The sequence below is a fragment of the Stenotrophomonas sp. NPDC077420 genome (genome assembly GCF_044543385.1).
Classification (GTDB): Bacteria; Pseudomonadota; Gammaproteobacteria; order Xanthomonadales; family Xanthomonadaceae; genus Stenotrophomonas.
In genome coordinates this window covers 1-20,017 of record NZ_JBITVZ010000006.1, presented here as the reverse complement: position 1 = coordinate 20,017, position 20,017 = coordinate 1, and the positions used below count along the sequence as shown (strand labels likewise).

At 67.6% G+C, this 20,017-nt stretch carries 22 protein-coding genes; 3 read left to right on the top strand and 19 right to left on the bottom strand.

The annotated features are described in order from the left end of the window. Nucleotides 1-40: 40 nt before the first annotated feature. The 15 genes from csrA to rlmE all read right to left on the bottom strand — a co-directional run bounded on the left by csrA (nt 41) and on the right by rlmE (nt 15,448). Nucleotides 41-244 carry a carbon storage regulator CsrA gene (gene csrA, locus ACIGII_RS07870; RefSeq protein ID WP_068850911.1) on the bottom strand — a complete coding sequence of 68 codons (204 nt, stop codon included), beginning with the start codon at nt 242-244 and terminating at the stop codon, nt 41-43. Nucleotides 245-385: 141 nt separating this feature from the next. Continuing rightward, nucleotides 386-3,034 (bottom strand): alanine--tRNA ligase, encoded by a 2,649-nt coding sequence (gene alaS / locus ACIGII_RS07865; RefSeq protein WP_399636700.1) that lies wholly within the window; start codon nt 3,032-3,034, stop codon nt 386-388. A gap of 134 nt (nt 3,035-3,168) precedes the next feature. Further along, nucleotides 3,169-3,660, bottom strand: coding sequence for a recombination regulator RecX (gene recX, locus ACIGII_RS07860; protein ID WP_399636703.1), 492 nt, complete (start codon nt 3,658-3,660; stop codon nt 3,169-3,171). A 111-nt stretch (nt 3,661-3,771) separates the two neighbouring features. Beyond that, nucleotides 3,772-4,815 carry a recombinase RecA gene (gene recA, locus ACIGII_RS07855; protein ID WP_399636706.1) on the bottom strand — a complete coding sequence of 348 codons (1,044 nt, stop codon included), beginning with the start codon at nt 4,813-4,815 and terminating at the stop codon, nt 3,772-3,774. Nucleotides 4,816-5,017: 202 nt separating this feature from the next. After that, the gene (gene lexA, locus ACIGII_RS07850; RefSeq protein WP_399636708.1) at nt 5,018-5,668 is read right to left on the bottom strand and encodes a transcriptional repressor LexA; all 651 of its coding nucleotides are present in this window, start codon (nt 5,666-5,668) and stop codon (nt 5,018-5,020) included. Nucleotides 5,669-5,929: 261 nt separating this feature from the next. Continuing rightward, a complete protein-coding gene (gene ubiB / locus ACIGII_RS07845; RefSeq protein ID WP_399636710.1) occupies nt 5,930-7,603 on the bottom strand; it encodes a 2-polyprenylphenol 6-hydroxylase in 1,674 nt (557 codons plus the stop codon). Between the two features lie 35 nt (nt 7,604-7,638). Then, nucleotides 7,639-8,133 (bottom strand): CinA family protein, encoded by a 495-nt coding sequence (locus ACIGII_RS07840; protein WP_399636713.1) that lies wholly within the window; start codon nt 8,131-8,133, stop codon nt 7,639-7,641. A 185-nt stretch (nt 8,134-8,318) separates the two neighbouring features. Further along, on the bottom strand, nt 8,319-9,629 hold the full coding sequence (gene hflX, locus ACIGII_RS07835; RefSeq protein ID WP_399636714.1) for a ribosome rescue GTPase HflX: 1,311 nt from the start codon (nt 9,627-9,629) through the stop codon (nt 8,319-8,321). Nucleotides 9,630-9,652: 23 nt separating this feature from the next. Then, nucleotides 9,653-9,937: an RNA chaperone Hfq gene (hfq, locus tag ACIGII_RS07830; RefSeq protein ID WP_145477999.1), complete on the bottom strand. Its 285-nt coding sequence runs from the start codon at nt 9,935-9,937 to the stop codon at nt 9,653-9,655. Between the two features lie 102 nt (nt 9,938-10,039). Continuing rightward, nucleotides 10,040-10,993, bottom strand: a complete 954-nt coding sequence (miaA, locus tag ACIGII_RS07825) for a tRNA (adenosine(37)-N6)-dimethylallyltransferase MiaA (protein ID WP_399636719.1) — start codon at nt 10,991-10,993, stop codon at nt 10,040-10,042. Beyond that, entirely contained in the window at nt 10,993-11,892 is a 900-nt protein-coding gene (gene folP, locus ACIGII_RS07820) for a dihydropteroate synthase (RefSeq protein WP_399636721.1), read from the bottom strand. Before folP ends, miaA begins: the two co-directional genes overlap by 1 nt. 57 nt (nt 11,893-11,949) lie before the next feature. Next, the gene (locus tag ACIGII_RS07815) at nt 11,950-12,444 is read right to left on the bottom strand and encodes a hypothetical protein (protein ID WP_399636724.1); all 495 of its coding nucleotides are present in this window, start codon (nt 12,442-12,444) and stop codon (nt 11,950-11,952) included. A gap of 84 nt (nt 12,445-12,528) precedes the next feature. Continuing rightward, nucleotides 12,529-12,711: a hypothetical protein gene (locus tag ACIGII_RS07810; protein ID WP_399636725.1), complete on the bottom strand. Its 183-nt coding sequence runs from the start codon at nt 12,709-12,711 to the stop codon at nt 12,529-12,531. Between the two features lie 110 nt (nt 12,712-12,821). Then, nucleotides 12,822-14,762: an ATP-dependent zinc metalloprotease FtsH gene (gene ftsH / locus ACIGII_RS07805; protein ID WP_399636727.1), complete on the bottom strand. Its 1,941-nt coding sequence runs from the start codon at nt 14,760-14,762 to the stop codon at nt 12,822-12,824. Nucleotides 14,763-14,815: 53 nt separating this feature from the next. Next, nucleotides 14,816-15,448 (bottom strand): 23S rRNA (uridine(2552)-2'-O)-methyltransferase RlmE, encoded by a 633-nt coding sequence (gene rlmE / locus ACIGII_RS07800; protein ID WP_399636731.1) that lies wholly within the window; start codon nt 15,446-15,448, stop codon nt 14,816-14,818. A 65-nt stretch (nt 15,449-15,513) separates the two neighbouring features. Here rlmE and yhbY point away from each other — a divergent pair, with 65 nt between their 5' ends. Both yhbY and ACIGII_RS07790 read left to right on the top strand, forming a co-directional pair. Continuing rightward, complete coding sequence (yhbY, locus tag ACIGII_RS07795) at nt 15,514-15,819, top strand: ribosome assembly RNA-binding protein YhbY (RefSeq protein WP_399636732.1); 306 nt, start codon at nt 15,514-15,516, stop codon at nt 15,817-15,819. Nucleotides 15,820-15,826: 7 nt separating this feature from the next. Continuing rightward, a complete protein-coding gene (locus ACIGII_RS07790) occupies nt 15,827-16,222 on the top strand; it encodes an Mth938-like domain-containing protein (protein WP_399636735.1) in 396 nt (131 codons plus the stop codon). 92 nt (nt 16,223-16,314) lie between these two features. Here the strand turns inward: ACIGII_RS07790 and ACIGII_RS07785 are convergent, their stop codons facing one another. From ACIGII_RS07785 to surE, 4 genes are read right to left on the bottom strand one after another with little or no spacing between them, the layout of a single operon-like run. Then, the gene (locus ACIGII_RS07785) at nt 16,315-17,088 is read right to left on the bottom strand and encodes a peptidoglycan DD-metalloendopeptidase family protein (protein ID WP_399636736.1); all 774 of its coding nucleotides are present in this window, start codon (nt 17,086-17,088) and stop codon (nt 16,315-16,317) included. Further along, nucleotides 17,085-17,699, bottom strand: coding sequence for a YqaA family protein (locus ACIGII_RS07780; protein WP_399636738.1), 615 nt, complete (start codon nt 17,697-17,699; stop codon nt 17,085-17,087). Before ACIGII_RS07780 ends, ACIGII_RS07785 begins: the two co-directional genes overlap by 4 nt. Nucleotides 17,700-17,718: 19 nt before the next feature. Continuing rightward, nucleotides 17,719-18,396, bottom strand: coding sequence for a protein-L-isoaspartate(D-aspartate) O-methyltransferase (locus ACIGII_RS07775; RefSeq protein ID WP_399636740.1), 678 nt, complete (start codon nt 18,394-18,396; stop codon nt 17,719-17,721). Continuing rightward, the gene (gene surE / locus ACIGII_RS07770) at nt 18,393-19,172 is read right to left on the bottom strand and encodes a 5'/3'-nucleotidase SurE (protein ID WP_399636749.1); all 780 of its coding nucleotides are present in this window, start codon (nt 19,170-19,172) and stop codon (nt 18,393-18,395) included. Before surE ends, ACIGII_RS07775 begins: the two co-directional genes overlap by 4 nt. Nucleotides 19,173-19,359: 187 nt before the next feature. Between surE and ACIGII_RS07765 the strand changes: the two genes are divergently transcribed. Next, on the top strand, nt 19,360-19,899 hold the full coding sequence (locus ACIGII_RS07765; protein WP_399636742.1) for a Smr/MutS family protein: 540 nt from the start codon (nt 19,360-19,362) through the stop codon (nt 19,897-19,899). The last annotated feature ends 118 nt before the right edge of the window (nt 19,900-20,017 follow it).

Genomic DNA, 20,017 nt, shown 5'->3' with positions numbered 1-20,017 from the left:
GGCGCGAAGAATAACGTTTTTCACACCCCAACGTAAAGCCTTAATCGGAAGAATTTTCGCTTCCCGATGCGTTCGGCTCGTCGCCACGCTGGATGCGCTGGTAAATCTCTTCGCGGTGCACGGCCACGTCCTTCGGGGCGGTGATGCCAATACGCACCTGATTGCCCTTGACGCCGAGCACGGTGACGCTGACGTCGTTACCGATCATCAGGGTTTCGCCAACACGGCGAGTCAGGATCAACATTTTTGCAAGTCTCCAGGGAACCGGTGGATTTTCCCCACCGGCTCGGCGCCCCCTTGGGGAACGCCACACGACAAAGGGAAAGGATTAGCCATAGTACCGTCAGCCCTCCCGAGCCATCAAGGAGCAGGAGGACTCAGGCGTTCAGATACGGGGGGTGACCCAGTCCACGACGGCGGCCAGTGCCGAAGCAAGGGCGGGCCCGTCCTCACCACCACCCTGGGCGAGGTCCGGGCGGCCGCCGCCCTTGCCTCCGATCTGACTGGCGATGTGGGACAACAGTTCCCCGGCCTTGACCTTGCCCGTTGCACTGCCGTTCACGCCGGCCACGAGGGCGGCTTTGCCGTCCTGGGCACCGGCCAGCACGATTACCGCGTCGCCCAGCTGCTGCTTCAGGCGGTCGATCGCTTCACGCAGCGCCTTGGCGTCGAAACCTTCCAGACGCGCGGCAAGAATCTTGACGCCTTTGACCTCGACTGCGCTGGAGCCCAGATCCGACGTCGCGCCGGCAGCCTGCTTCGCCTTCAGCGACTCCAGTTCGCGCTCGAGTTTCTTCTGGCGCTCGCCGAGCTGGCGGACCTTGTCGACCACGTCACCGGCGTTGCCGCCGAGCAGTGCAGCGGCTTCGGCCAGCTGTGCCTCTTCGTGCGCGACATGGTCCAGCGCGCCCTGCCCGGTCACCGCCTCGATGCGGCGCACGCCCGAGGACACGCCGCCTTCGGACGTGATCTTGAACAGGCCGATATCGCCGGTGCGCGTCACGTGGGTGCCGCCGCACAGTTCGGTGGAGTAGTCGCCCATCTTCAGCACGCGCACGTTCTCGCCGTACTTCTCGCCGAACAAGGCCATCGCGCCAAAGTCCAGCGCCTCCTGCATGGCCATGGTGTGGATTTCGGCCGCGTTGTTGGCGCGCACCTGCTCGTTGACCTTGCGTTCGATCACCGCGAGTTCGTCGGCACTGATCGGCTGGAAGTGGGAGAAGTCGAAACGCAGGCGGTCCGGCGCCACCAGCGAGCCCTTCTGCTGCACGTGCGTGCCCAGCACTTCGCGCAGGGCGGCGTGCAGCAGGTGGGTCGCCGAGTGGTTGAGGATGGTGGCGCCGCGGCGCTCGCCATCGACCTGGCCATTGAGCACGTCGCCGACCTTCAGGCTGCCCTGGGTGAGCGTGCCGACATGGCCGTGGAACTGGCCGGCGAACTTCTGCGTATCGCTGACCTGGACCTGCACGCCGTTGCCGACCAGCAGGCCGGTGTCGCCGACCTGGCCGCCGGACTCGGCGTAGAACGGGGTCCGGTCGGTGAGCACGATGACCTCGTCACCGGCCTGGGCACTGTCGACCGGACGGCCGTCCTTGAGCACGGCCACCACGGTCAGGCCGTCGGCCTGCAGGCCGTCGTACCCGAGGAAGGCCGTCGGCGTCAGCGTGGCGACCAGTTCGGCCGACAGGGTCACGCCGCCGCCGAACTTGCCGCCCTTGCGGCCGTCGTCGCGCTGCTTTTCCATCGCCGCATTGAAGCCGTCGATGTCCACGGTCAGGTCGCGCTCACGCGCGATGTCCTGGGTCAGGTCGAGCGGGAAGCCGTAGGTGTCGTACAGGCGGAAGGCATCGACGCCCGGAATGACCCCGTTGCTTGCCTGCGCGGCGACGTCGTCAAAGATCTTCATGCCCGAGTCGAGGGTCTGCGCGAAACGCTCTTCTTCGGCCTGCAGCGCGCGCACCACGGTGTCGGCCTGGGCCGGCAGCTCGGCGTAGGCGTCGCCCATCTGTTCAACCAGGGTCGGCACCAGCTTGCTGAAGAACGGCTGGCGCACGCCCAGCATCCAGCCATGGCGCAGGGCGCGGCGGATGATCCGGCGCAGCACGTAGCCGCGGCCTTCGTTGGACGGCAGCACGCCGTCGACGATCAGGAACGAGCAGGCGCGGATGTGATCGGCGATCACGCGCAGCGACTTGTTCTCCAGGTCGGCCATGCCGGTCAGTTCGCTGGCCTTGCGGATCAGCGCCTGGAACAGGTCGATTTCATAATTGGTGTGCACGTGCTGCAGGATCGCGGCCAGGCGCTCCAGGCCCATGCCGGTGTCCACGCACGGCGCCGGCAGCGGCACCAGGGTGCCATCGGGCTGGCGGTCGAACTGCATGAACACCAGGTTCCAGATCTCGATGTAGCGGTCGCCGTCTTCGTCCGGCGAGCCCGGCGGGCCGCCGGCAATGTGGGCGCCGTGGTCGTAGAAGATCTCGGTGCACGGGCCGCACGGACCGGTGTCGGCCATCTGCCAGAAGTTGTCCGACGCGAACGGGGCGCCCTTGTTGTCGCCGATGCGCACGATGCGTTCTTCGGGAATGCCGACCATGTCGCGCCACAGCGCGTAGGCCTCGTCATCGGTCTGGTAGACGGTGACCAGCAGGCGGTCGGCCGGCAGCTTCCAGACCTGGGTCAGCAGTTCCCAGGCCCAGGCGATGGCGTCCTTCTTGAAGTAGTCGCCGAACGACCAGTTGCCCAGCATTTCAAAGAAGGTGTGGTGGCGCGCGGTGTAGCCGACCTGGTCCAGGTCGTTGTGCTTGCCGCCGGCGCGCAGGCAGCGCTGCACGTCGGCCGCGCGCACATAGCTGCGCTTCTCGGCGCCAAGGAACACGTCCTTGAACTGCACCATGCCGGAATTGGTGAACAGCAGGGTCGGGTCGTTGCCCGGCACCAGCGGGGCCGACGGCACGATGGTGTGGCCCTTGCCCTTGAAGAACTCAAGGAAATCGCTGCGGATCTGGGAGGTGGTGAACTTGGCGGATTCGGTCATGGGGGGCTGGCTGTCTGCGGGCCGGTCGGCCCCTGGCACGCGGCCCCTATGGCCGGGTGTCACCTACAGGACCGCCGAAACCACAAAGGGTAACAGGCCCGGGGCACCGGGACACGCGGCGCGTGTCCGGCCGGTCATTCATCCGGGTCAAAGCGCGTCGCCCGGCGGATGCTGTCGCCGTCAAAACCACGCCGGGCCAGCAGATCGGCCGCCTTGCGGCGCTGCGGCAGCTCCTGCGGACCGGCCTCGCCGAACCGGCGGCGGACCAGGTCGCGGGCGTTCTCGGTCCAGTCACCCTCGAAGGTGCCCATGGCGGCGACGATCTGTTCGCTGTCCAGCCCGTGGGTGCCCAGCTCGGCACGGATATGGAGGGGACCGTAACCGGTATTGGCGCGGACCCGGACCAGGTTCTCGGCAAAGCGGGTGTCGTCCTGCCAGCCAGCGTCGGTGAGCTTGTCCACGGCAGCGGCGGCGGCGTCGGTGTCGATCCCGCGGGCGGTGAGCTTGCGGGTGAGTTCCTTGCGCGAATGCTCGCGGCGTACCAGCAGGCCAAGCGCGCGTTGGACCGGGGTCTGTTCACGGACGCGGCGCTTGCGGCCGGGTGCCGGGGCGTCTGGGTCGTGCATGGGGCACCTCGATGAAATGCGCCGTCCGTGGCGCTCCCCCCGTCGGGGGAATGTTGAACCCCCGGGACAGGGCAAGCGTCACTGACGGCGCTGCCCTGCCCCGCAGGAAACTTACTCGTCGTCGCCGTCGTCGCTGTCGTCGCCGCTCTCACGGGCGGCTTCAGCCGGCTGGAACTTCTCGCGCAGCTCGGCTTCCAGGCGCTGGGCCACCTGCGGGTTGTCGCGCAGGTAACCACGGGCGTTGTCCTTGCCCTGGCCGATGCGTTCTTCGCCGTAGCTGTACCAGGCGCCGGCCTTCTCGACCAGCTTGGCTTCCACGCCCATGTCGATCAGTTCGCCTTCGCGGCTGATGCCTTCGCCGTACAGGATTTCGGTGATGACCTGCTTGAACGGCGGCGCCAGCTTGTTCTTGACGACCTTGATCTTGGTCTGGTTGCCGATGATCTCGTCGCCCTTCTTGATCGCGCCGATGCGGCGGATGTCCAGGCGGACCGAGGCGTAGAACTTCAGCGCGTTGCCGCCGGTGGTCACTTCCGGGCTCTGGCCCGGCATCATCACGCCGATCTTCATGCGCAGCTGGTTGATGAACACCACCAGGGTGTTGGAGCGCTTGATGTTGCCGGTCAGCTTGCGCAGCGCCTGGCTCATCAGGCGGGCCTGCAGGCCCGGCAGCTGGTCGCCCATTTCGCCTTCGATTTCGGCCTTCGGCGTCAGTGCGGCGACCGAGTCGACCACCACGATGTCCACCGAACCGGAACGGACCAGCATGTCGGCGATTTCCAGCGCCTGCTCACCGGTATCCGGCTGGGACAGCAGCAGGTCGTCCACGTTCACGCCCAGCTTGGCGGCATAGATCGGGTCCAGCGCGTGCTCGGCGTCGATGAAGGCGGCGGTGCCGCCCTTCTTCTGGCATTCGGCGATCGCCTGCAGGGTCAGGGTGGTCTTGCCCGAGGACTCCGGACCGTAGATTTCCACGACACGGCCCTTCGGCAGGCCACCGATGCCGAGCGCGATGTCGAGCATCAGCGAACCGGTCGGGATGGCCTCGACGGCCTCGATGACACGGTCGCCCATGCGCATGACCGACCCCTTGCCGAACTGCTTTTCGATCTGGCTCAGGGCGGCGGTGAGGGCGCGCTTTTTGTTCTCGTCCATCGGATTGGTCCTTGCAGAGGTCATGTCGTTGGAGGGGGTGTCTTTGGAGGTCTTCTTGGCCACGGGGTCACTTTAAAGTTGGCGTATCGCACGGGCTGAGATTCTGCCCGGCATTCGGAAAAAAATTATCGGACATCCGTACCAACCTCAGCAGAACCAGAGAATCGCCACAAAAGACCGTGCATGTCAGACGTTGAAGGAATCAGCGATTGGGCCGCAGCAGGCCGCAATAGAGCCCTTCGATGGCGAAGTCCTGGTCGGGCAGCACTTCGATGGGCTGGTAATCGGGGTTGCGCGGCAGCAGCCGGATCCGGTCCTTGCCCATCTTCAGGAGCTTGACGGTGATCTCATCGTCGATACGGGCCACCACGATCTGCCCGGAGCGGGCATCACGGGTGCGGTGGACACCGATCAGGTCGCCGTCGAAGATGCCTTCGTCGATCATCGAGTCACCCTGGACCTTGAGCAGGTAATCCGGCGCGGGCGAGAAGAACACCCGGTCCAGCACCACGAAATCGTCCGAGCCGATGTCCGCCCCGATCGGCAGGCCGGCCGCGACCCGACCCAGCACCGGCAGGCGCAGCACGTGGTCCGGCAGCGCAGGCACTGCCAGCGAGGCCGGCAGGCCATCCTGCAGCGGCGGCGCCTGGACCAGCCGGATACCACGCGCCTGGCCCGGAATGCGACGGATCGCCCCGGCCTGTTCCAGCGCTTCCAGGTGGTACTGCGCGGCCCGGACGCCCTTGAAGCCGAACGCACGGGCGATTTCCGTCTGCGACGGCGGCGCGCCGTCGGTCTCGATACGCTCGGCGATCAACTGCAGGATCGCCTGCTGGGTGTCGGTAAGGTCCATGGTTAGTAGTAATACTACTAACGCCTGAAACTTTCAAGGCTCCGGAAAAAAAGAGCGAAGCAGAACCCCCATCCCGATCCCAACGAAGGCCCGTAGCAATTCGTAGCGCCGACTGTCAGTCGGCGACCGCGCGCAGCGCGGCCCAGTCGTCCGAAGCCGCACCCGGCCCTCTTCCGGCCATCCGTCCAACGTTTAGAGGTGCCGAAGCCGCCGGTCAGGTGGCATGACGCCGTCCGAAGAGCAGCCGACCAACGGTCGGCGCTACCGCCCCGACCGCCAGATCGAAAACACGATCCACACCCCGCACATCCCCGCTCCCACGAACCCGGCCACGCCCAGCGCCAGCAGCCAGCGGCTGGAAAGCCCGCCCACGCTGTGCATCACGATCGACGAACCGATGATCAGCGCGGCGGTGATCACCCCGACCACCAGCCGGTTCGCGGCGCGGTTGACCTGCTCGCCGAAGCCCTGCAGCGCGGTGGTTTCCACTTTCAGCTGCAGCCGCCCGCGGCGCGCCATCTGCACCAGCCGACGGACATCGCGCGGCAGGTCGCCGGCCAGGTCCAGCAGGCCGGCCACGCTGCGCTTGCCCCGCTTGAGCAGCGCCGACGGCGCGAAGCGCTGCCACATCACCCGCTCCAGGAACGGGCGCGCGGCGGTGGCCATGTCGAACTGCGGGTCGAGCTGTCGGCCCATCCCTTCCAGGGTCAGGAAGGTCTTGATCATCAGGGCCAGGTCGGCCGGCAGGGTGAGCCCGTACTGACGCAGGATCTGGGTGATGTTGCCGAGCATCAGCCCCATGTGCAGGTCCTTCAGCGGTACCCCGCGGTACTGGTCGACGAAGCTGCTGATGTCCTGCTGCAGTCGCGACTCGTCCACGTCGATGCCGCCGGACCAGTCCAGCAGCACGTCGGTTACCGCTTCCGGCTCCTGTGCCACCAGGCCATGCAGCAGCTGCGCGACCTGGAACCGGCGCTGCTCGGAGATCGCCCCCACCATGCCGAAGTCGATCACGCCGATGCGGCCGTCACGCAGGTAGATGATGTTGCCCGGGTGCGGGTCGGCGTGGAAACACCCGTCCTCCAGCACCATCTTCAGCACGATGCGGGCGCCGGTGCGGGCCAGCCGCACCCGGTCCAGTCCCGCAGCGTCGACGCCGGCCAGGTCGCGACCGGCAATGCCGTTGACGAAATCCTGCACGTTCAGGCTCTCGCTGGTCCACTGCCAGTGCACCCGGGGAATCAGGATGTCGGCGCGACCGGCGAAGTTGCGCGCGATGCGCTCGGCATTGCGGCATTCGGCAGCGAAATCCAGTTCGCGCCGCAGCGACACCTGGAACTGCTGCACCACCTCGGCCGGGCGGTAACGCTGCAGGTCCGGCAGCCGCGCCTCGACGATCTCGGCCAGCCGCGCCAGCAGCCGCAGGTCGGCTTCGATCACCTCGCGGATCCCGGGGCGCCGGATCTTCAACACCACCGCGCTGCCATCGTGCAGGGTCGCACGGTGCGCCTGGGCCAGCGATGCGGCCGCCATCGGGGTTTCATCCAGCCAGGCGAACACCTCGCTGGCCGGCGCACCGAGGTCGGCGTCGAGCTGCTCGCGCACCTGTGCATAGGGCAGTGCCGGCACCGCGTTCTGCAGTTCGGAGAATTCGGCGATCCAGTCCGGCGGGAACAGGTCGACGCGGGTGGCCAGCACCTGCCCGAGCTTGACGAAGGTGGGACCCAGATCTTCCATCGCCCGCCGCACCCGCACCGGTGCGGTCATCCGCAACATGTGCTGGGTGTCGTTCCAGTGCAGCAGCCGGCCGGCACGCTCGAGCACGTCGGCCAGGCCGATGCGGCGCACCAGGTCGCCGAAGCCGTAGCGGATCAGGACCGAGGCGATTTCCTGCAGGCGCCCGAGGTCACGGACGGTTCCCAGCGTTTCCCACATCGGCACACCCTCGTTCGAGCAACCGGCTCAGGATGTCACAGCGCCGGGAAAATTCCTGTCAGGGCCTGCAGGACGGTCTGGCGGCGGATCGCGTCGCGGTCGCCCTCGAACTGGAACAGCTGTGCGCGGGCGTAGCCGCCGCGCTGCTTCCAGCCGATCCAGACGCTGCCCACCGGCTTGTCCGCGCTGCCTCCCCCGGGGCCGGCGATGCCGGTGACCGCCACGGCCATGCCGGCGCCGGAATTGACCAGGGCGCCGGAGACCATTTCCAGCACGGTTTCGCGGCTGACCGCACCGAACTGCTCCAGGGTCTGCGCGCGCACGCCGAGCAGGCGCTGCTTGGCTTCGTAGCTGTACACCACCATGCCGCAGTCGAAGAACGCCGACGAGCCGGCGATGTCGGTCATCGCCTTGGCGATCCAGCCGCCGCTGCAGCTCTCGGCGGTGACCAGCTGCAGCGAGGCCTGCTGCAGGCGCTGGCCGACCGCGCGGGCGAGATCGGACAGGTGGGGGTCGGTGGGTACGGTCATGCTGGCGTTTTAACCCGGTTGGGCGTGCGCTGTCACGTGGGTGGGATCATGCGTGGGCAGGATCATGGCGTTGACACGCATGGCGGTGTGCGTGCGCAGGGGCATGGCGTTGACACGCATGGCGTGTCACTACGATCCTTGGTCGCTTGGCGTAGGGACACGCCATGCGTGTCCTTGGGACGCCTTCACCATTCGGGCAGTTTTTCCGGCAGCAGGGCGCGGATCGGTGCGCCGTCATCGGCTGCGGCCAGTTTCTCCGCTTCGGCGATCGGAATCTCCACCTGCAGCAGCCAGCCATCCTCGTCGCTCTGCTCGCCACGCACCACTTCCAGCTGGTGCAGGCGCGAGCGCAGGCGACCGGCGGTCGGCGGCAGGCGCAGGTCGCCGGTGACGTGCTGCAGGCCCAGGCGCTTGCCCAGCACCGACTGCAGCAGGTCCAGGCCCAGGCCATCGCGGGCCGACATCCACACGCGTTCGCGACGGGCGCTATCGGGGATGCCGTCCTGGCCATCGTGGCGGACCTCGCTGCCCTCGATGCGGTCGATCTTGTTGAACACCAGCAGCTGCGGCAGCTCGCCGGCGCCGACCTCGTTGAGCACGTCGTCGACCTGGGCGATGCGCTCTTCGCGATGCGGATCGGCCGCGTCGACGACATGCAGCAGGAAATCGGCCTCGCGCGCTTCGCTCAGGGTCGCCCGGAACGCAGCCACCAGCTCGTGTGGCAGGTCGCGGACGAAGCCCACCGTGTCGGCCAGCACCACGTTGCCGCCCGGCACCGCGATACGGCGCACCGTCGGGTCCAGGGTGGCGAACAGCTTGTCGGCCGCGTAGGCCTCGGCCCCGGTCAAGGCATTGAACAGGGTCGATTTGCCGGCGTTGGTATAGCCGACCAGGGCCACGCGCGGCAGCTCGCTGCGCACGCGGGCACGGCGCATCTGGGTACGCTGCACTTCCACCTTTTCCAGCCGCTTCTGCAGCTGCTCGACCCGCTTCTGGAGCAGGCGGCGGTCGGTTTCCAGCTGGGTTTCACCGGGGCCGCGCAGGCCGATCGACCCGCCGCGCTGGCGCTCCAGATGGGTCCAGCCGCGGATCAACCGCGTGGACATGTGGCGCAGCTGGGCCAGCTCGACCTGCAGCTTGCCTTCATGGCTGTGCGCGCGCTGGGCGAAGATGTCCAGGATCAGGCCGGTGCGGTCGATCACCCGGCGCTCAAGGAAGCGCTCCAGGTTGCGTTCCTGCGACGGCGACAACGCATGGTTGACCAGCACCAGGTCGGCACCGGTGGCCTCGGCGGCCGCCTTGATCTCGTCCAGCTTGCCCGACCCGATCAGCACCGACGGATTGGGCCGGTCGATGCGCGCGGTCAGGGTGGCGGCGATGCTGGCCCCGGCCGAGCGGGCCAGGTCGGTGAACTCTTCCAGCACGTCCTCTTCCAGCCGGCCTGCGTGGGGCTGGATCAGCAGCGCGTGTTCGCCTCGCTTCGAACGATCAAACACGCGCGCCTCCGTTGTTGCTTACTTCATTCAACGTCATCTTCTTCCTGGGCGCCGTCGGCGCCACCGTCACTGGACTGCACATAGCCACCACCGGGGCCCACCTTTACGTTGCGTGCCGGCACCACGGTCGAAATGGCGTGCTTGTACACCATCTGGCTGACCGTATTACGCAGCAGCACAACGAACTGGTCGAACGATTCGATCGTTCCCTGCAACTTGATGCCGTTCACCAGATACACCGACACCGGCACGCGCTCGCGCCGGAGTGCATTCAGAAACGGATCCTGCAGCGATTGCCCCTTGGACATTGCACACTCCTCATTATTGTTTTTATGGTCTTCCGGCAGTCGCCACGGCCCCCGCCACCGGAACCCCCGATGGTACACGGGCCGGGGCCAACACGCTGTGGCTCAACGGGCCACAAAGGCCGCCACGGCGTCGGCCAGGGAGGTACCGTCGATATGGGGGTCGAACCAGCGCGCATCAAGCTCGCCTCGCAGCCAGGTGAGCTGACGCTTGGCCAGCTGCCGGGTGGCGTAAATGCCGCGCTCGCGGAACGTGGCGGCACTGCCCTGCCCGTCCAGGAACTCCCAGGCCTGCCGGTAGCCGACCGCCCGCACCGCCGGCAGGTCCAGCGGCGCGGCCACGCTGGCCATCTGCGGCAATGCGCGCAGCGCCCGTACCTCGTCCAGGAACCCCTGTTCGAGCATGCGGTCGAAACGGGTTTCGATGCGCTGGTGCAGCACGCTGCGCTCGCGCGGGGCCAGCACCAGCTTCAGGCAGCGGACCGGCAACCGGTCCACGCCGGGCTGTTTCTGCCAGTCGCTGATCGGCTGGCCGGTCAGCCGGTAGACCTCGAGCGCGCGCTGGATGCGCTGCGGATCGGTGGCATGGATGCGCGCGGCCGCCACCGGATCGACCGCGGCCAGTTGCGCGTGCAGCGCAGGCCAGCCCAGTGCGGCCGCTTCTGCACTGATCCGGGCCCGCAGCGCGGGGTCGGCCGGCGGCATCGGCGACAGTCCCTGCAGCAGCGCGCGGAAATAGAGGCCGGTGCCACCGGCAAGGATCGGCATGCGTCCCCTGGCGACGATATCGGCTACCGCGCGCGCGGCATCGGCGGCGAACTCCGCCGCTGAATAGGTCTGCCACGGGTCGCGCAGGTCCAGCAGGTGGTGCGGTGCCTGCGCACGCTCGCTGGCGTCGGGTTTGGCCGAGCCGATCTCCAGGCCCCGGTACACCAGCGCCGAGTCCACGCTGACGATCTCGCCGCCCAGCTGCCGGGCCAGGGCGATGGCCGTGGCAGTCTTGCCCGACGCGGTCGGGCCCATCACCGCGATCGCGAGCGGTCGCTGGTCGGCGCCCATCAGTCCTCGTCCGGCCAGCGTGGCATCGCCGGGGCCGCGTCCACGCGCGGCATCGGCACCGCGTCCACCGCGGCCCATACCTTCAGCGCATCCACGGTGGCGGCCACGTCATGCACGCGCAGGATCATCGCGCCACGCTGCGCAGCGAGCAGGTGGGCGGCCACCGAGCCGGCGACACGCTCGCGCGGCACCGCGCGCCCGGTCAGCTCACCGATGCTGCGCTTGCGCGACAGTCCGGCCAGCATCGGCACGCCCAGCTCCAGGAACCGGGCCGAGCGCGCCAGCAGGATCATGTTGTGGTCGGTGGTCTTGCCGAAGCCGAAGCCCAGGTCGATGACGATGTTCTTCTTCGCGATGCCGGCCATTTCCGCCGACAACATCCGGTCGGCCAGGAAACGATGGACCTCGGCGACGACGTCATCGTACTGCGGGGTGTCCTGCATGCTGCCCGGCTCGCCCTGCATGTGCATCAGCACCACCGGCACGCCCAGCTCGGCAGCGGCGGCCAGCGCGCCTTCCTGGCGCAGGGCATGGATGTCGTTGATCATCCCCGCGCCGGCGGCGACCGCCGCACGCATCACCTCCGGCTTGAAGGTGTCGATGCTGATCGGCACGGCAGTCTGCCGGGCCAGCTGCTCGATGACCGGGATCACCCGGCGCAGCTCTTCATCCAGCGGCACCGGCGCACTGCCCGGGCGGGTCGACTCGCCGCCGATATCGAGCAGGTCGGCGCCTTCGGCCACCAGCTGCAGCCCATGTGCGACCGCCGCGTCGACCGTGTCGTGCGCGCCACCGTCGGAAAAAGAATCCGGGGTGACGTTGACGATGCCCATCACGCGCGGGCGGTCCAGCCGCAGCACGCGGCCGGCACAGTCAAGCTGGGGAGAAGTGTCGAACATGGGGCCATCCACGAAGTACGCCAGCGCGTAGTTTACGCTGGCGTACCGGGGCTGCCGTCAGAGGTCGCCGAGCTTGGCGTTGTCGACCGGGTTGCCCAGCCATTCGGCCAGGTCGCCACCGATGGCCGTCACCACGCGCTCGAGCACGTCGCAGGACCCCTTGAAGCCCCCCATGGCCCCACCCCGCGACATCCGGCGTGCCGTGACGCTGGCGATCTTCTGGCCGTTGTCGAACAGCGCACCGCGTACCGTCGCCGACTTCATGTGGCCGGTGAAGGCATTGCCGGCGCTCTGCGCTTCGACAATCTCGAGTTTCAGCACGCGCCCCTGGTCGGCGGACGCATCGAAGGCGATGGTGTTGCCGAACTTGCCGGCGTTGGCACCGAGCGCGGTGGCCAGCTGCGCGCCCATCGGGCACTCGGCCTTGATGTTGTCGGCGATGTAGGACGCTTCCGAGAACGGAATCGGGTCCTGCACGTGGATGGTGGCCGCCATGGCGGGCGTGGCACAGCACAGCAGCGCGGCGGCGGCCGCGCGCATCGAATGACGCATGGTAATTCCCCTGGATGATCCGGCGGCCGCCTCATGCAACCGCGCCCGCGCATCGTGCCCATTGCCGGGCACCGGCGCAAGACCTCAGCGCCGGCGGCGCTTGCGGTCCAGGTAGAGGGTCTTGCCCACGCTCAGGGCGACGCCGAGCGCGATCCCGACGATGCCACCCAGCAGGTAGTTTTCGCTGAACAGGCCTACCGCGGCACCCACCACCGTGGCGATCACCATTTCGGTGGTATGCGAAACCGGGGGCGGTGGCGTGGACATGGCAACTCCGGAAAAACGGTCGGGCAGGACCGCCATTGTCGCCCGGAACGCAGCCGCCGGAAACGACGAAGGCCGGGTTGCCCCGGCCTTCGTCCATCACGCGTGCAGGGTCAGATCTGCTCGGCAGGCCCGGCGATCGGCGGCAGCGGACGGGCGTCGCCGCCCTTGTCGTTGTTGTTGCCGCCGTCCTTGTTGGACTTGCCCCAGCCCATCGGCGGCGGCGGATCGCGACCTTCCATGATCGCGTCGATCTGCGGTGCGTCGATGGTTTCATACTGCAGCAGCAGCTGCGACATGGTGTGCAGCTTGTCCATGTTCGCCTTCATCAGCTCGGTGGTCCGGGCGTAGGCCTTGTCCAGGATGCTGCGAACCACTTCGTCGATGCGGCGCGCGGTGTCGTCGGAGACGCTCTTGTGCTGGGTCACCGAACGGCCCAGGAACACCTCATCGTCCTCTTCGCCATAGGCGATCGGGCCGAGCTCGTCGGACAGGCCCCACTTGGTGACCATGTTGCGGGCCATCTTGGTGGCGCGCTCGATGTCGTTGGAGGCACCGGTGGTGACCTTGTCGGCACCGAAGATCAGTTCCTCCGCCACGCGGCCGCCGTACAGCGAGCACAGCTGCGATTCGATCGCCACCCGGTTCATCGAGTACTTGTCGCCTTCCGGCAGGTACATGGTCACGCCCAGCGCGCGGCCGCGCGGGATGATGGTGACCTTGTAGACCGGGTCGTGCTCGGGCACCAGGCGACCGACGATGGCATGGCCGGCCTCGTGGTAGGCGGTGAGCGTCTTCTCTTCCTCGCTCATGGCCATCGAACGGCGCTCGGCCCCCATCAGGATCTTGTCGCGGGCGCGGTCGAAGTGTTCCATGCGCACTTCCTTCTCGTTGCCACGGGCGGCGAACAGCGCCGCCTCGTTGCACAGGTTGGCCAGGTCGGCACCGGAGAAGCCCGGGGTGCCGCGCGCGATCACCATCGGCTCGACATCGTCGGCGAGCGGCAGCTTGCGCATGTGCACCTTGAGGATCTGCTCGCGACCCTTGACGTCGGCCAGGCCGACCACCACCTGGCGGTCGAAGCGGCCCGGGCGCAGCAGCGCCGGGTCGAGCACGTCGGGACGGTTGGTGGCGGCGATCACGATCACGCCCTCGCCCCCCTCGAAGCCGTCCATTTCCACCAGCAGCTGGTTCAGGGTCTGCTCGCGCTCGTCATGGCCACCGCCCAGGCCGGCGCCACGATGGCGGCCGACGGCGTCGATTTCGTCGATGAAGATGATGCACGGCGCCTGCTTCTTGGCCTGCTCGAACATGTCGCGGACGCGGCTGGCGCCGACGCCGACGAACATTTCCACGAAGTCCGAACCGGAGATCGAGAAGAACGGGACCTTGGCTTCGCCGGCGATGGCGCGGGCCAGCAGGGTCTTGCCGGTACCCGGCGGACCGACCATCAGCACGCCGCGCGGGATCTTGCCGCCCAGCTTGGTGAACTTGGTCGGGTCGCGCAGGAAGTCGACCAGTTCGCCGACTTCTTCCTTGGCTTCGTCGCAGCCGGCAACGTCGGCGAAGGTGACCTTGATCTGGTCTTCGCCCTGCAGCTTGGCGCGCGACTTGCCGAAGGACATGGCGCCCTTGGCCCCGCCGCCACCGCCCTGCATCTGGCGCATGATGAACAGCCAGAAGCCGATGATCAGGATCACCGGAAGGAAATTCATCAGGATCGCGCCCAGCGAGATGCCGCTGGACGGCTCTTCCTGGACGATTTCCACGTTCTTGCCCCGCAGCACGTTGATCAGGTCACGATCCAGCGGTGCGTTGATGGTGGCCGACTGGCCACTGCGGGTGGTGTAGGTGAGCTGGTTGGTGCCGCTGCGCAGGTCGCCGCTGAAGGTGACCTTCTGCACGTTGCCGCTGTCCACCTGGTCCAGGAACTGCGAATAGGTCGCACCCTGGGCGCCGGCACCGCTGGTCTTCGGCGAGAAGCTCTGGAAGACCACCATGAGCACCACGGCGACGACCACCCATAGCAGGAGGTTCTTGGTCAAGTCGTTCATCCTCATTGGCTCCGGTGTTCCTCTAATGCCTGACGCTATTGGTATGGTTGAGCTTACTTGATCTGGGCGCGTTTGCCCTGCCCCAGGGCATACACCTCGGGCGAGCGCTTCCGGGACGCTTCAGGCTTGCGGATCACGACCTTGTCGAACCGGCGGCGCATCTCGCGCACGTAGTCATCAAAGCCCACGCCCTGGAACAGCTTGATCAGGAACGCGCCACCCGGCTTGAGATGGGCGTCGGCAAACTCCATCGCCAGCTCGGCCAGGTGCATCATCCGCGGCTGGTCCACCGCATCCACTCCACTCTTATTGGGGGCCATATCCGAGAGCACAAGGTCTACCGGCTGGTCGCCCAGCATGGCTTCGAATGCTGATAGGACGGCCTGCTCCCTGAAGTCGCCGTGAAGGAACTCCACCCCGGCCAGCGGCGGCATCTCCAGGATGTCCAGCGCCAGCACCCGGCCGGTGTCGCCGATCTGGCGCCGGACCTGCTGCGACCAGCCGCCCGGGGCGGCGCCCAGGTCAACCACCACCATGTGCGGCTTGAGCAGCCGGTCGCGCTGGAGCAGCTCCTCCAGCTTGTAGGCCGCGCGCGAGCGCATGCCCTCGGCCTGGGCCTTCTTCACGAAGGGGTCGGCGAAGTGTTCTTTCAACCAGCGTTGGCTGCTCTTGCTGCGGGAAACCATTGGGGATAGGGCCGGACGGGGTGGCCATGATACCCTGATCGCCCCAGTTAACCGCTTGTTCCTGAATGTCTATTGTCCTCACCTCCGCCCAGACCCGCTTCCTCCGCGGCCATGCCCATGATCTGAAAGCCCTGCTGCAGATCGGCGGCAAGGGGGTCACGCCGGCCTTCCTGGCCGAGCTGAACGAGGTGCTGGAGCGCCACGAGCTGGTCAAGATCAAGGTGGGCGCCGAGGACCGTGAGGCCCGCGAGGCGATGATCGCCGAACTGGTGCAGGCGACCGAAAGCGCGCTGGTGCAGCGCATCGGCCATGTCGCCGTGCTGTATCGCCCGAGCCGTGAACAGCGCCAGATCGTGCTTCCGCGCGGCTGAGCCGACGATGCAGCTGAACCACGAAATCCCGGATTTCGCCTATGCGTTCCGCGCGGTGGGCGACAGTTCGGTCCTCCTCGAGGACCGCGAAAACGGCGCGCCGCGGACGCTGGTCCAGAGCTTCGCGCTGACCCCGCAGTCGCTGCTGGATACCTGGACGGCGCCGGCCGCGGTCCGGGACATGACCGCCGAGCACCTGGCACCGGTGCTGGCGCTGAAGCCGGAGCTGGTGATCCTCGGTACCGGCAGGACCCAGCAGTTTCCGCCCGCCGCCGTCATGGCGGCCTGCCTGACCCTTGGCATCGGCATCGAAGTGATGGACAACCCGGCGGCCGCACGCACCTTCAACCTGCTGGCCGGCGAAGGCCGCAACGTGGCTGCGGCGATCCTCCTGCCGGGCTGAAATCGGTTGATTCCATTCAGGAAAGGCTGCCGTAGGCAGCCTTTTTCGTTGGGGTTCTGCCCCGTAGCGCCACGCCCTGCGTGGCTGCGCGATCACTTCGGGGGCAGGTACAACAATGGATCGACCGGCTTGCCGTTGTAGCGGATCTCGAAGTGCAGCATGTCGCGGGTGGTGCCGGTGCGGCCCATTTCGGCGATCTGCTCGCCGGCCTTCACGCTCTGGCCTTCGTTGACCAGCCGCTTGCGGTTGTGGCCATAGGCCGACAGCCACTGGTCGTTGTGCTTGATGATGATCAGCTCGCCGAAACCGACCAGGCCTGCGCCCGAATACACGACCACGCCAGCGGCGGTCGCGCGCACCGGCTGGCCGCTGCTGCCGGCGATATCCACGCCCTGCTTGGTGACGTCGGCGCCGACGAAGCGCCCGACCAGCGCGCCATCGGCCGGCCAGCGCCAGTTGATGTTGCTTTTGATGGCGGTGGTCGGCGACGGGGTCGGTGCGGGCGCCGGGGTCGACGTGCCCGGACGCGGCGCGGTGACCACCGTGGTCGGTGCCCGGCCCGGGCTGCCACCCGGATACAGGCGCAGGGACTGCCCGGGGTAGATGGTGTACGGCTCGCTCAGCCCGTTCCACGCGGCCAGGTCGCGCGGGGTGATGTTGTGGATGCGTGCCAGCGCGTAGAGGGTGTCGCCCCGGCGCACCACCGCGGTCTGGCCGGGCTTGGCCACCGAGGTCTGCGGCGTCGTGTGCGCGGTGCGCCCGCCGGACGGCTTGACCACCGTGGCGGTGCCGCAGGCACTCAGGGTGGACACCACCAGCAGCAGCGCGGTCAGCCGCGCGGCCCCGCTCATACGATCAACACTCATGCGAACTTCGACCTCCAGACAAGCCAGGCCACCAGACCCACCACCAGTACAGTGGCGATCCAGCCCAGCGGTTCAATCCAACGCCGCAGCGCCGCCTCGGCACGTGCGCCGCCAATGCGGATCACCGCGGCCAGCACGTAGACACGCTTGCCACGACCGATCAGCATGCTGAGGAAGTACTGCGGCAGCGGTACGCCGACGATACCCGACGCCCATGTGAAGACCTTCATCGGGATCGGCATGAAGCCGCCCAGCACCAGGAAGGTGAACACCGCCCACGGCGACTCGGCCATCTTGGCCTGCACGATGGCGATGCCCCCTTCGATGCTGTTCAGCATGCCCATGGCGGCGAACAGCGGCTTGACTGCTTCGAAGGCGTAGTGGCCGAGTGCATAGCCGACCAGCGCGCCGGCCATCGAGCCGGCCAGGCTGAGCGTGGCGAACCACCAGCCGCGCTTGGGCTGGGCCACGCACATCGGCGCGAGCATCACCTCGGGCATCACCGGGAAGATGATCGCCTCGATGAAGCTCAGCACCGTCAAATAGGTGGGAGCGCGCTCGTGCGCGGCCCATTTCATTGCCCGCTCGTACAGCGGACCGAAGATCTTCATGACGCCATGCTCCTTGTAATCAGTCCAGCATGCCAGACAGCAGCGGCACGAACGTGACCGGCGCCAGTACCTGCTGCTCTACGCTGCCGTCTTCGCGACGGGTCAACTGGATCAACGATTGCGCCCCTGCCCCACCCACCGGCGCCACCAGGCGCCCGCCGACAGCGAGCTGCTCGACCAGCGCGTCCACCAGCGCCGGCGCGGCCGCGGTGACGACCACGGCATCGAACGGGCCGTGTTCGGCCCAGCCGACACGGCCGTCGTCATGCTTGCTGCGGATGTTCATGCCCAGCGCGCGGAAGCGCTTGCGCGCCTGCCGCAGCAGGTCGCCAATGCGTTCGACGGTGTACACCTCCAGCCCCAGCGCCCCCAGCACGGCGGCCTGGTAGCCCGAGCCGGTGCCTACTTCGAGCACCTTCTTCGGTGCCGACTGCAGCACCGCCTCGGTCATCCGCGCCACCACCCACGGCTGGGAAATGGTCTGGCCGTGGCCGATCGGCAGCGCGGTGTCCTCATAGGCACGCGACGCCAGGGCCTCGTCGATGAACAGATGCCGCGGGACCACGCGGATCGCGTTGAGCGTGTCTTCGTCGACGATGCCGCTTTCGCGCAGGCGTTCGACCAGGCGGTCGCGCACGCGTTGCGAGGTCATGCCGATGCCAACCGCTTCGGGCTGCAGGCGCAGGCGCTGGCTCATGCGGGGCGATCCAGCGCGGCGGTCAGCCCGCCTACCCAGCTGGCGACCTTCTCCAGCGCCTGGTAGCGGGTCAGGTCGACCTGGATCGGGGTGATCGAGATGTAGCCGTTGCGCACCGCGTGGAAATCCGTGCCCGGGCCGGAGTCCTGTTCGCGACCGGCCGGGCCGATCCAGAACACTTCATTGCCGCGCGGGTCGCGCTGGGCGATGCAGCCTTCGGCACGGTGGCGGTTGCCCAGGCGGGTGACCTCGAAGCCACGCACCTCCGACCACGGCAGGTCGGGCACGTTGACGTTGAGGATGGTGTCGGCGGGCAGCGGATCGGCCTTGAGCCGGGTGACGATTTCCACCGCGGCACGCGCGGCGGTGTCGAAGTTGCGCGGGTCGTGGTTGTGCGTGACCAGCGACATCGCCACGGCGGGCAATCCGAGGAATCGCCCTTCCATCGCCGCCGACACGGTGCCGGAGTAGATGACGTCATCCCCCAGGTTGGCCGCGTTGTTGATCCCGGACACCACGATGTCCGGCTCGTACTCGAGCATGCCGGTCAGGGCCAGGTGGACGCAGTCGGTTGGCGTGCCGGCCACCGAGCAGGTGTAGTGGTCGATCCGCTTGACCCGTACCGGCAGGTCCAGGGTCAGCGAGTTGCTGGCCCCGGAGCGGTCGCGGTCGGGGGCGACCACCATCACGTCGTGGCCGGCGTCGCGCAGCACCGAGGCGAGCATCCTGATGCCGGGGGCATCGACACCGTCGTCGTTGCTGACCAGGATCCGCATCGAGGTTTTAACCGCTTGATTGTTCAAGACTTCATTTCCATCACTTTCCAGCGTTGGCGGGGCCGGCCTTCACCCGTTCCGGGATCACCGACCGCGCAAGTGCGTCAGCTATTGTGCCGCAAGCGGGCAGATCGGCCTACCCCGCGCGGAGGTAGGCAGGGCCGATTCCGGGCATTAGGCTGTACGCATGTCACATCCTGAAGACGAAGATCCGGCGGCGCTGTTCCGTGCCGCCATCGGCGAGGTCACCCCGCTGCGCAAGCCGGTCGCGGCACCGCCCGCGACGCCGCGGCCGAAGCCGCGCGCACGGATGGCCGAACAGGACGAGGACGCCGCGCGCGGGGAGTTCGCCCGGCTGCTGCGCGACAGCAGCCCGCTGGAAGCTGGCGACACCGCCAGCTACCGGCGCGACACCCTGCCGGCGCGGATGTTCCAGCGGCTCAAGCGCGGCCAGTATTCGGTGCAGGACGAGCTGGACCTGCACGGGGCCACCGCGGCGCAGGCCGAGACGCTGCTGCGGCAGTTCCTGCTGGAGGCGCACGCGCATGAGCATGGGTGCGTGCGCATCATCCATGGCAAGGGACTGCAGTCGGATGGAGGGGCGCCGGTGCTGAAGAACCTGGTGGACCGGCTGCTGCGCCAGCGCAATGACGTGCTGGCGTTTCATTCGGCGCCGGCCGGGCAAGGCGGGACCGGGGCGGTGCTGGTGTTGTTGGCGCGGCGGTAGAGCCGACCGGTAGAGCCGACTGATTAGTTGTGATCTCTCAGTAGGTTGTTCATCCGGGACATCTTTGGAAAATGGTGGTTACCACACCTGTCCACGCCCAAAGAGCCCGGATGAACAA

What these genes read in the sequence shown, in the direction of transcription:
- csrA (WP_068850911.1), bottom strand. Translation starts at nt 244, where the DNA reads ATGTTGATCCTGACTCGCCGTGTTGGCGAAACCCTGATGATCGGTAAC.
- alaS (WP_399636700.1), bottom strand. Translation starts at nt 3,034, where the DNA reads ATGACCGAATCCGCCAAGTTCACCACCTCCCAGATCCGCAGCGATTTC.
- recX (WP_399636703.1), bottom strand. Translation starts at nt 3,660, where the DNA reads ATGCACGACCCAGACGCCCCGGCACCCGGCCGCAAGCGCCGCGTCCGT.
- recA (WP_399636706.1), bottom strand. Translation starts at nt 4,815, where the DNA reads ATGGACGAGAACAAAAAGCGCGCCCTCACCGCCGCCCTGAGCCAGATC.
- lexA (WP_399636708.1), bottom strand. Translation starts at nt 5,668, where the DNA reads ATGGACCTTACCGACACCCAGCAGGCGATCCTGCAGTTGATCGCCGAG.
- ubiB (WP_399636710.1), bottom strand. Translation starts at nt 7,603, where the DNA reads ATGTGGGAAACGCTGGGAACCGTCCGTGACCTCGGGCGCCTGCAGGAA.
- ACIGII_RS07840 (WP_399636713.1), bottom strand. Translation starts at nt 8,133, where the DNA reads ATGACCGTACCCACCGACCCCCACCTGTCCGATCTCGCCCGCGCGGTC.
- hfq (WP_145477999.1), bottom strand. Translation starts at nt 9,937, where the DNA reads ATGTCCAAGGGGCAATCGCTGCAGGATCCGTTTCTGAATGCACTCCGG.
- miaA (WP_399636719.1), bottom strand. Translation starts at nt 10,993, where the DNA reads ATGGGCGCCGACCAGCGACCGCTCGCGATCGCGGTGATGGGCCCGACC.
- folP (WP_399636721.1), bottom strand. Translation starts at nt 11,892, where the DNA reads ATGTTCGACACTTCTCCCCAGCTTGACTGTGCCGGCCGCGTGCTGCGG.
- ACIGII_RS07815 (WP_399636724.1), bottom strand. Translation starts at nt 12,444, where the DNA reads ATGCGTCATTCGATGCGCGCGGCCGCCGCCGCGCTGCTGTGCTGTGCC.
- ACIGII_RS07810 (WP_399636725.1), bottom strand. Translation starts at nt 12,711, where the DNA reads ATGTCCACGCCACCGCCCCCGGTTTCGCATACCACCGAAATGGTGATC.
- ftsH (WP_399636727.1), bottom strand. Translation starts at nt 14,762, where the DNA reads ATGAACGACTTGACCAAGAACCTCCTGCTATGGGTGGTCGTCGCCGTG.
- rlmE (WP_399636731.1), bottom strand. Translation starts at nt 15,448, where the DNA reads ATGGTTTCCCGCAGCAAGAGCAGCCAACGCTGGTTGAAAGAACACTTC.
- yhbY (WP_399636732.1), top strand. Translation starts at nt 15,514, where the DNA reads ATGTCTATTGTCCTCACCTCCGCCCAGACCCGCTTCCTCCGCGGCCAT.
- ACIGII_RS07790 (WP_399636735.1), top strand. Translation starts at nt 15,827, where the DNA reads ATGCAGCTGAACCACGAAATCCCGGATTTCGCCTATGCGTTCCGCGCG.
- ACIGII_RS07785 (WP_399636736.1), bottom strand. Translation starts at nt 17,088, where the DNA reads ATGAGTGTTGATCGTATGAGCGGGGCCGCGCGGCTGACCGCGCTGCTG.
- ACIGII_RS07780 (WP_399636738.1), bottom strand. Translation starts at nt 17,699, where the DNA reads ATGAAGATCTTCGGTCCGCTGTACGAGCGGGCAATGAAATGGGCCGCG.
- ACIGII_RS07775 (WP_399636740.1), bottom strand. Translation starts at nt 18,396, where the DNA reads ATGAGCCAGCGCCTGCGCCTGCAGCCCGAAGCGGTTGGCATCGGCATG.
- surE (WP_399636749.1), bottom strand. Translation starts at nt 19,172, where the DNA reads ATGCGGATCCTGGTCAGCAACGACGACGGTGTCGATGCCCCCGGCATC.
- ACIGII_RS07765 (WP_399636742.1), top strand. Translation starts at nt 19,360, where the DNA reads ATGTCACATCCTGAAGACGAAGATCCGGCGGCGCTGTTCCGTGCCGCC.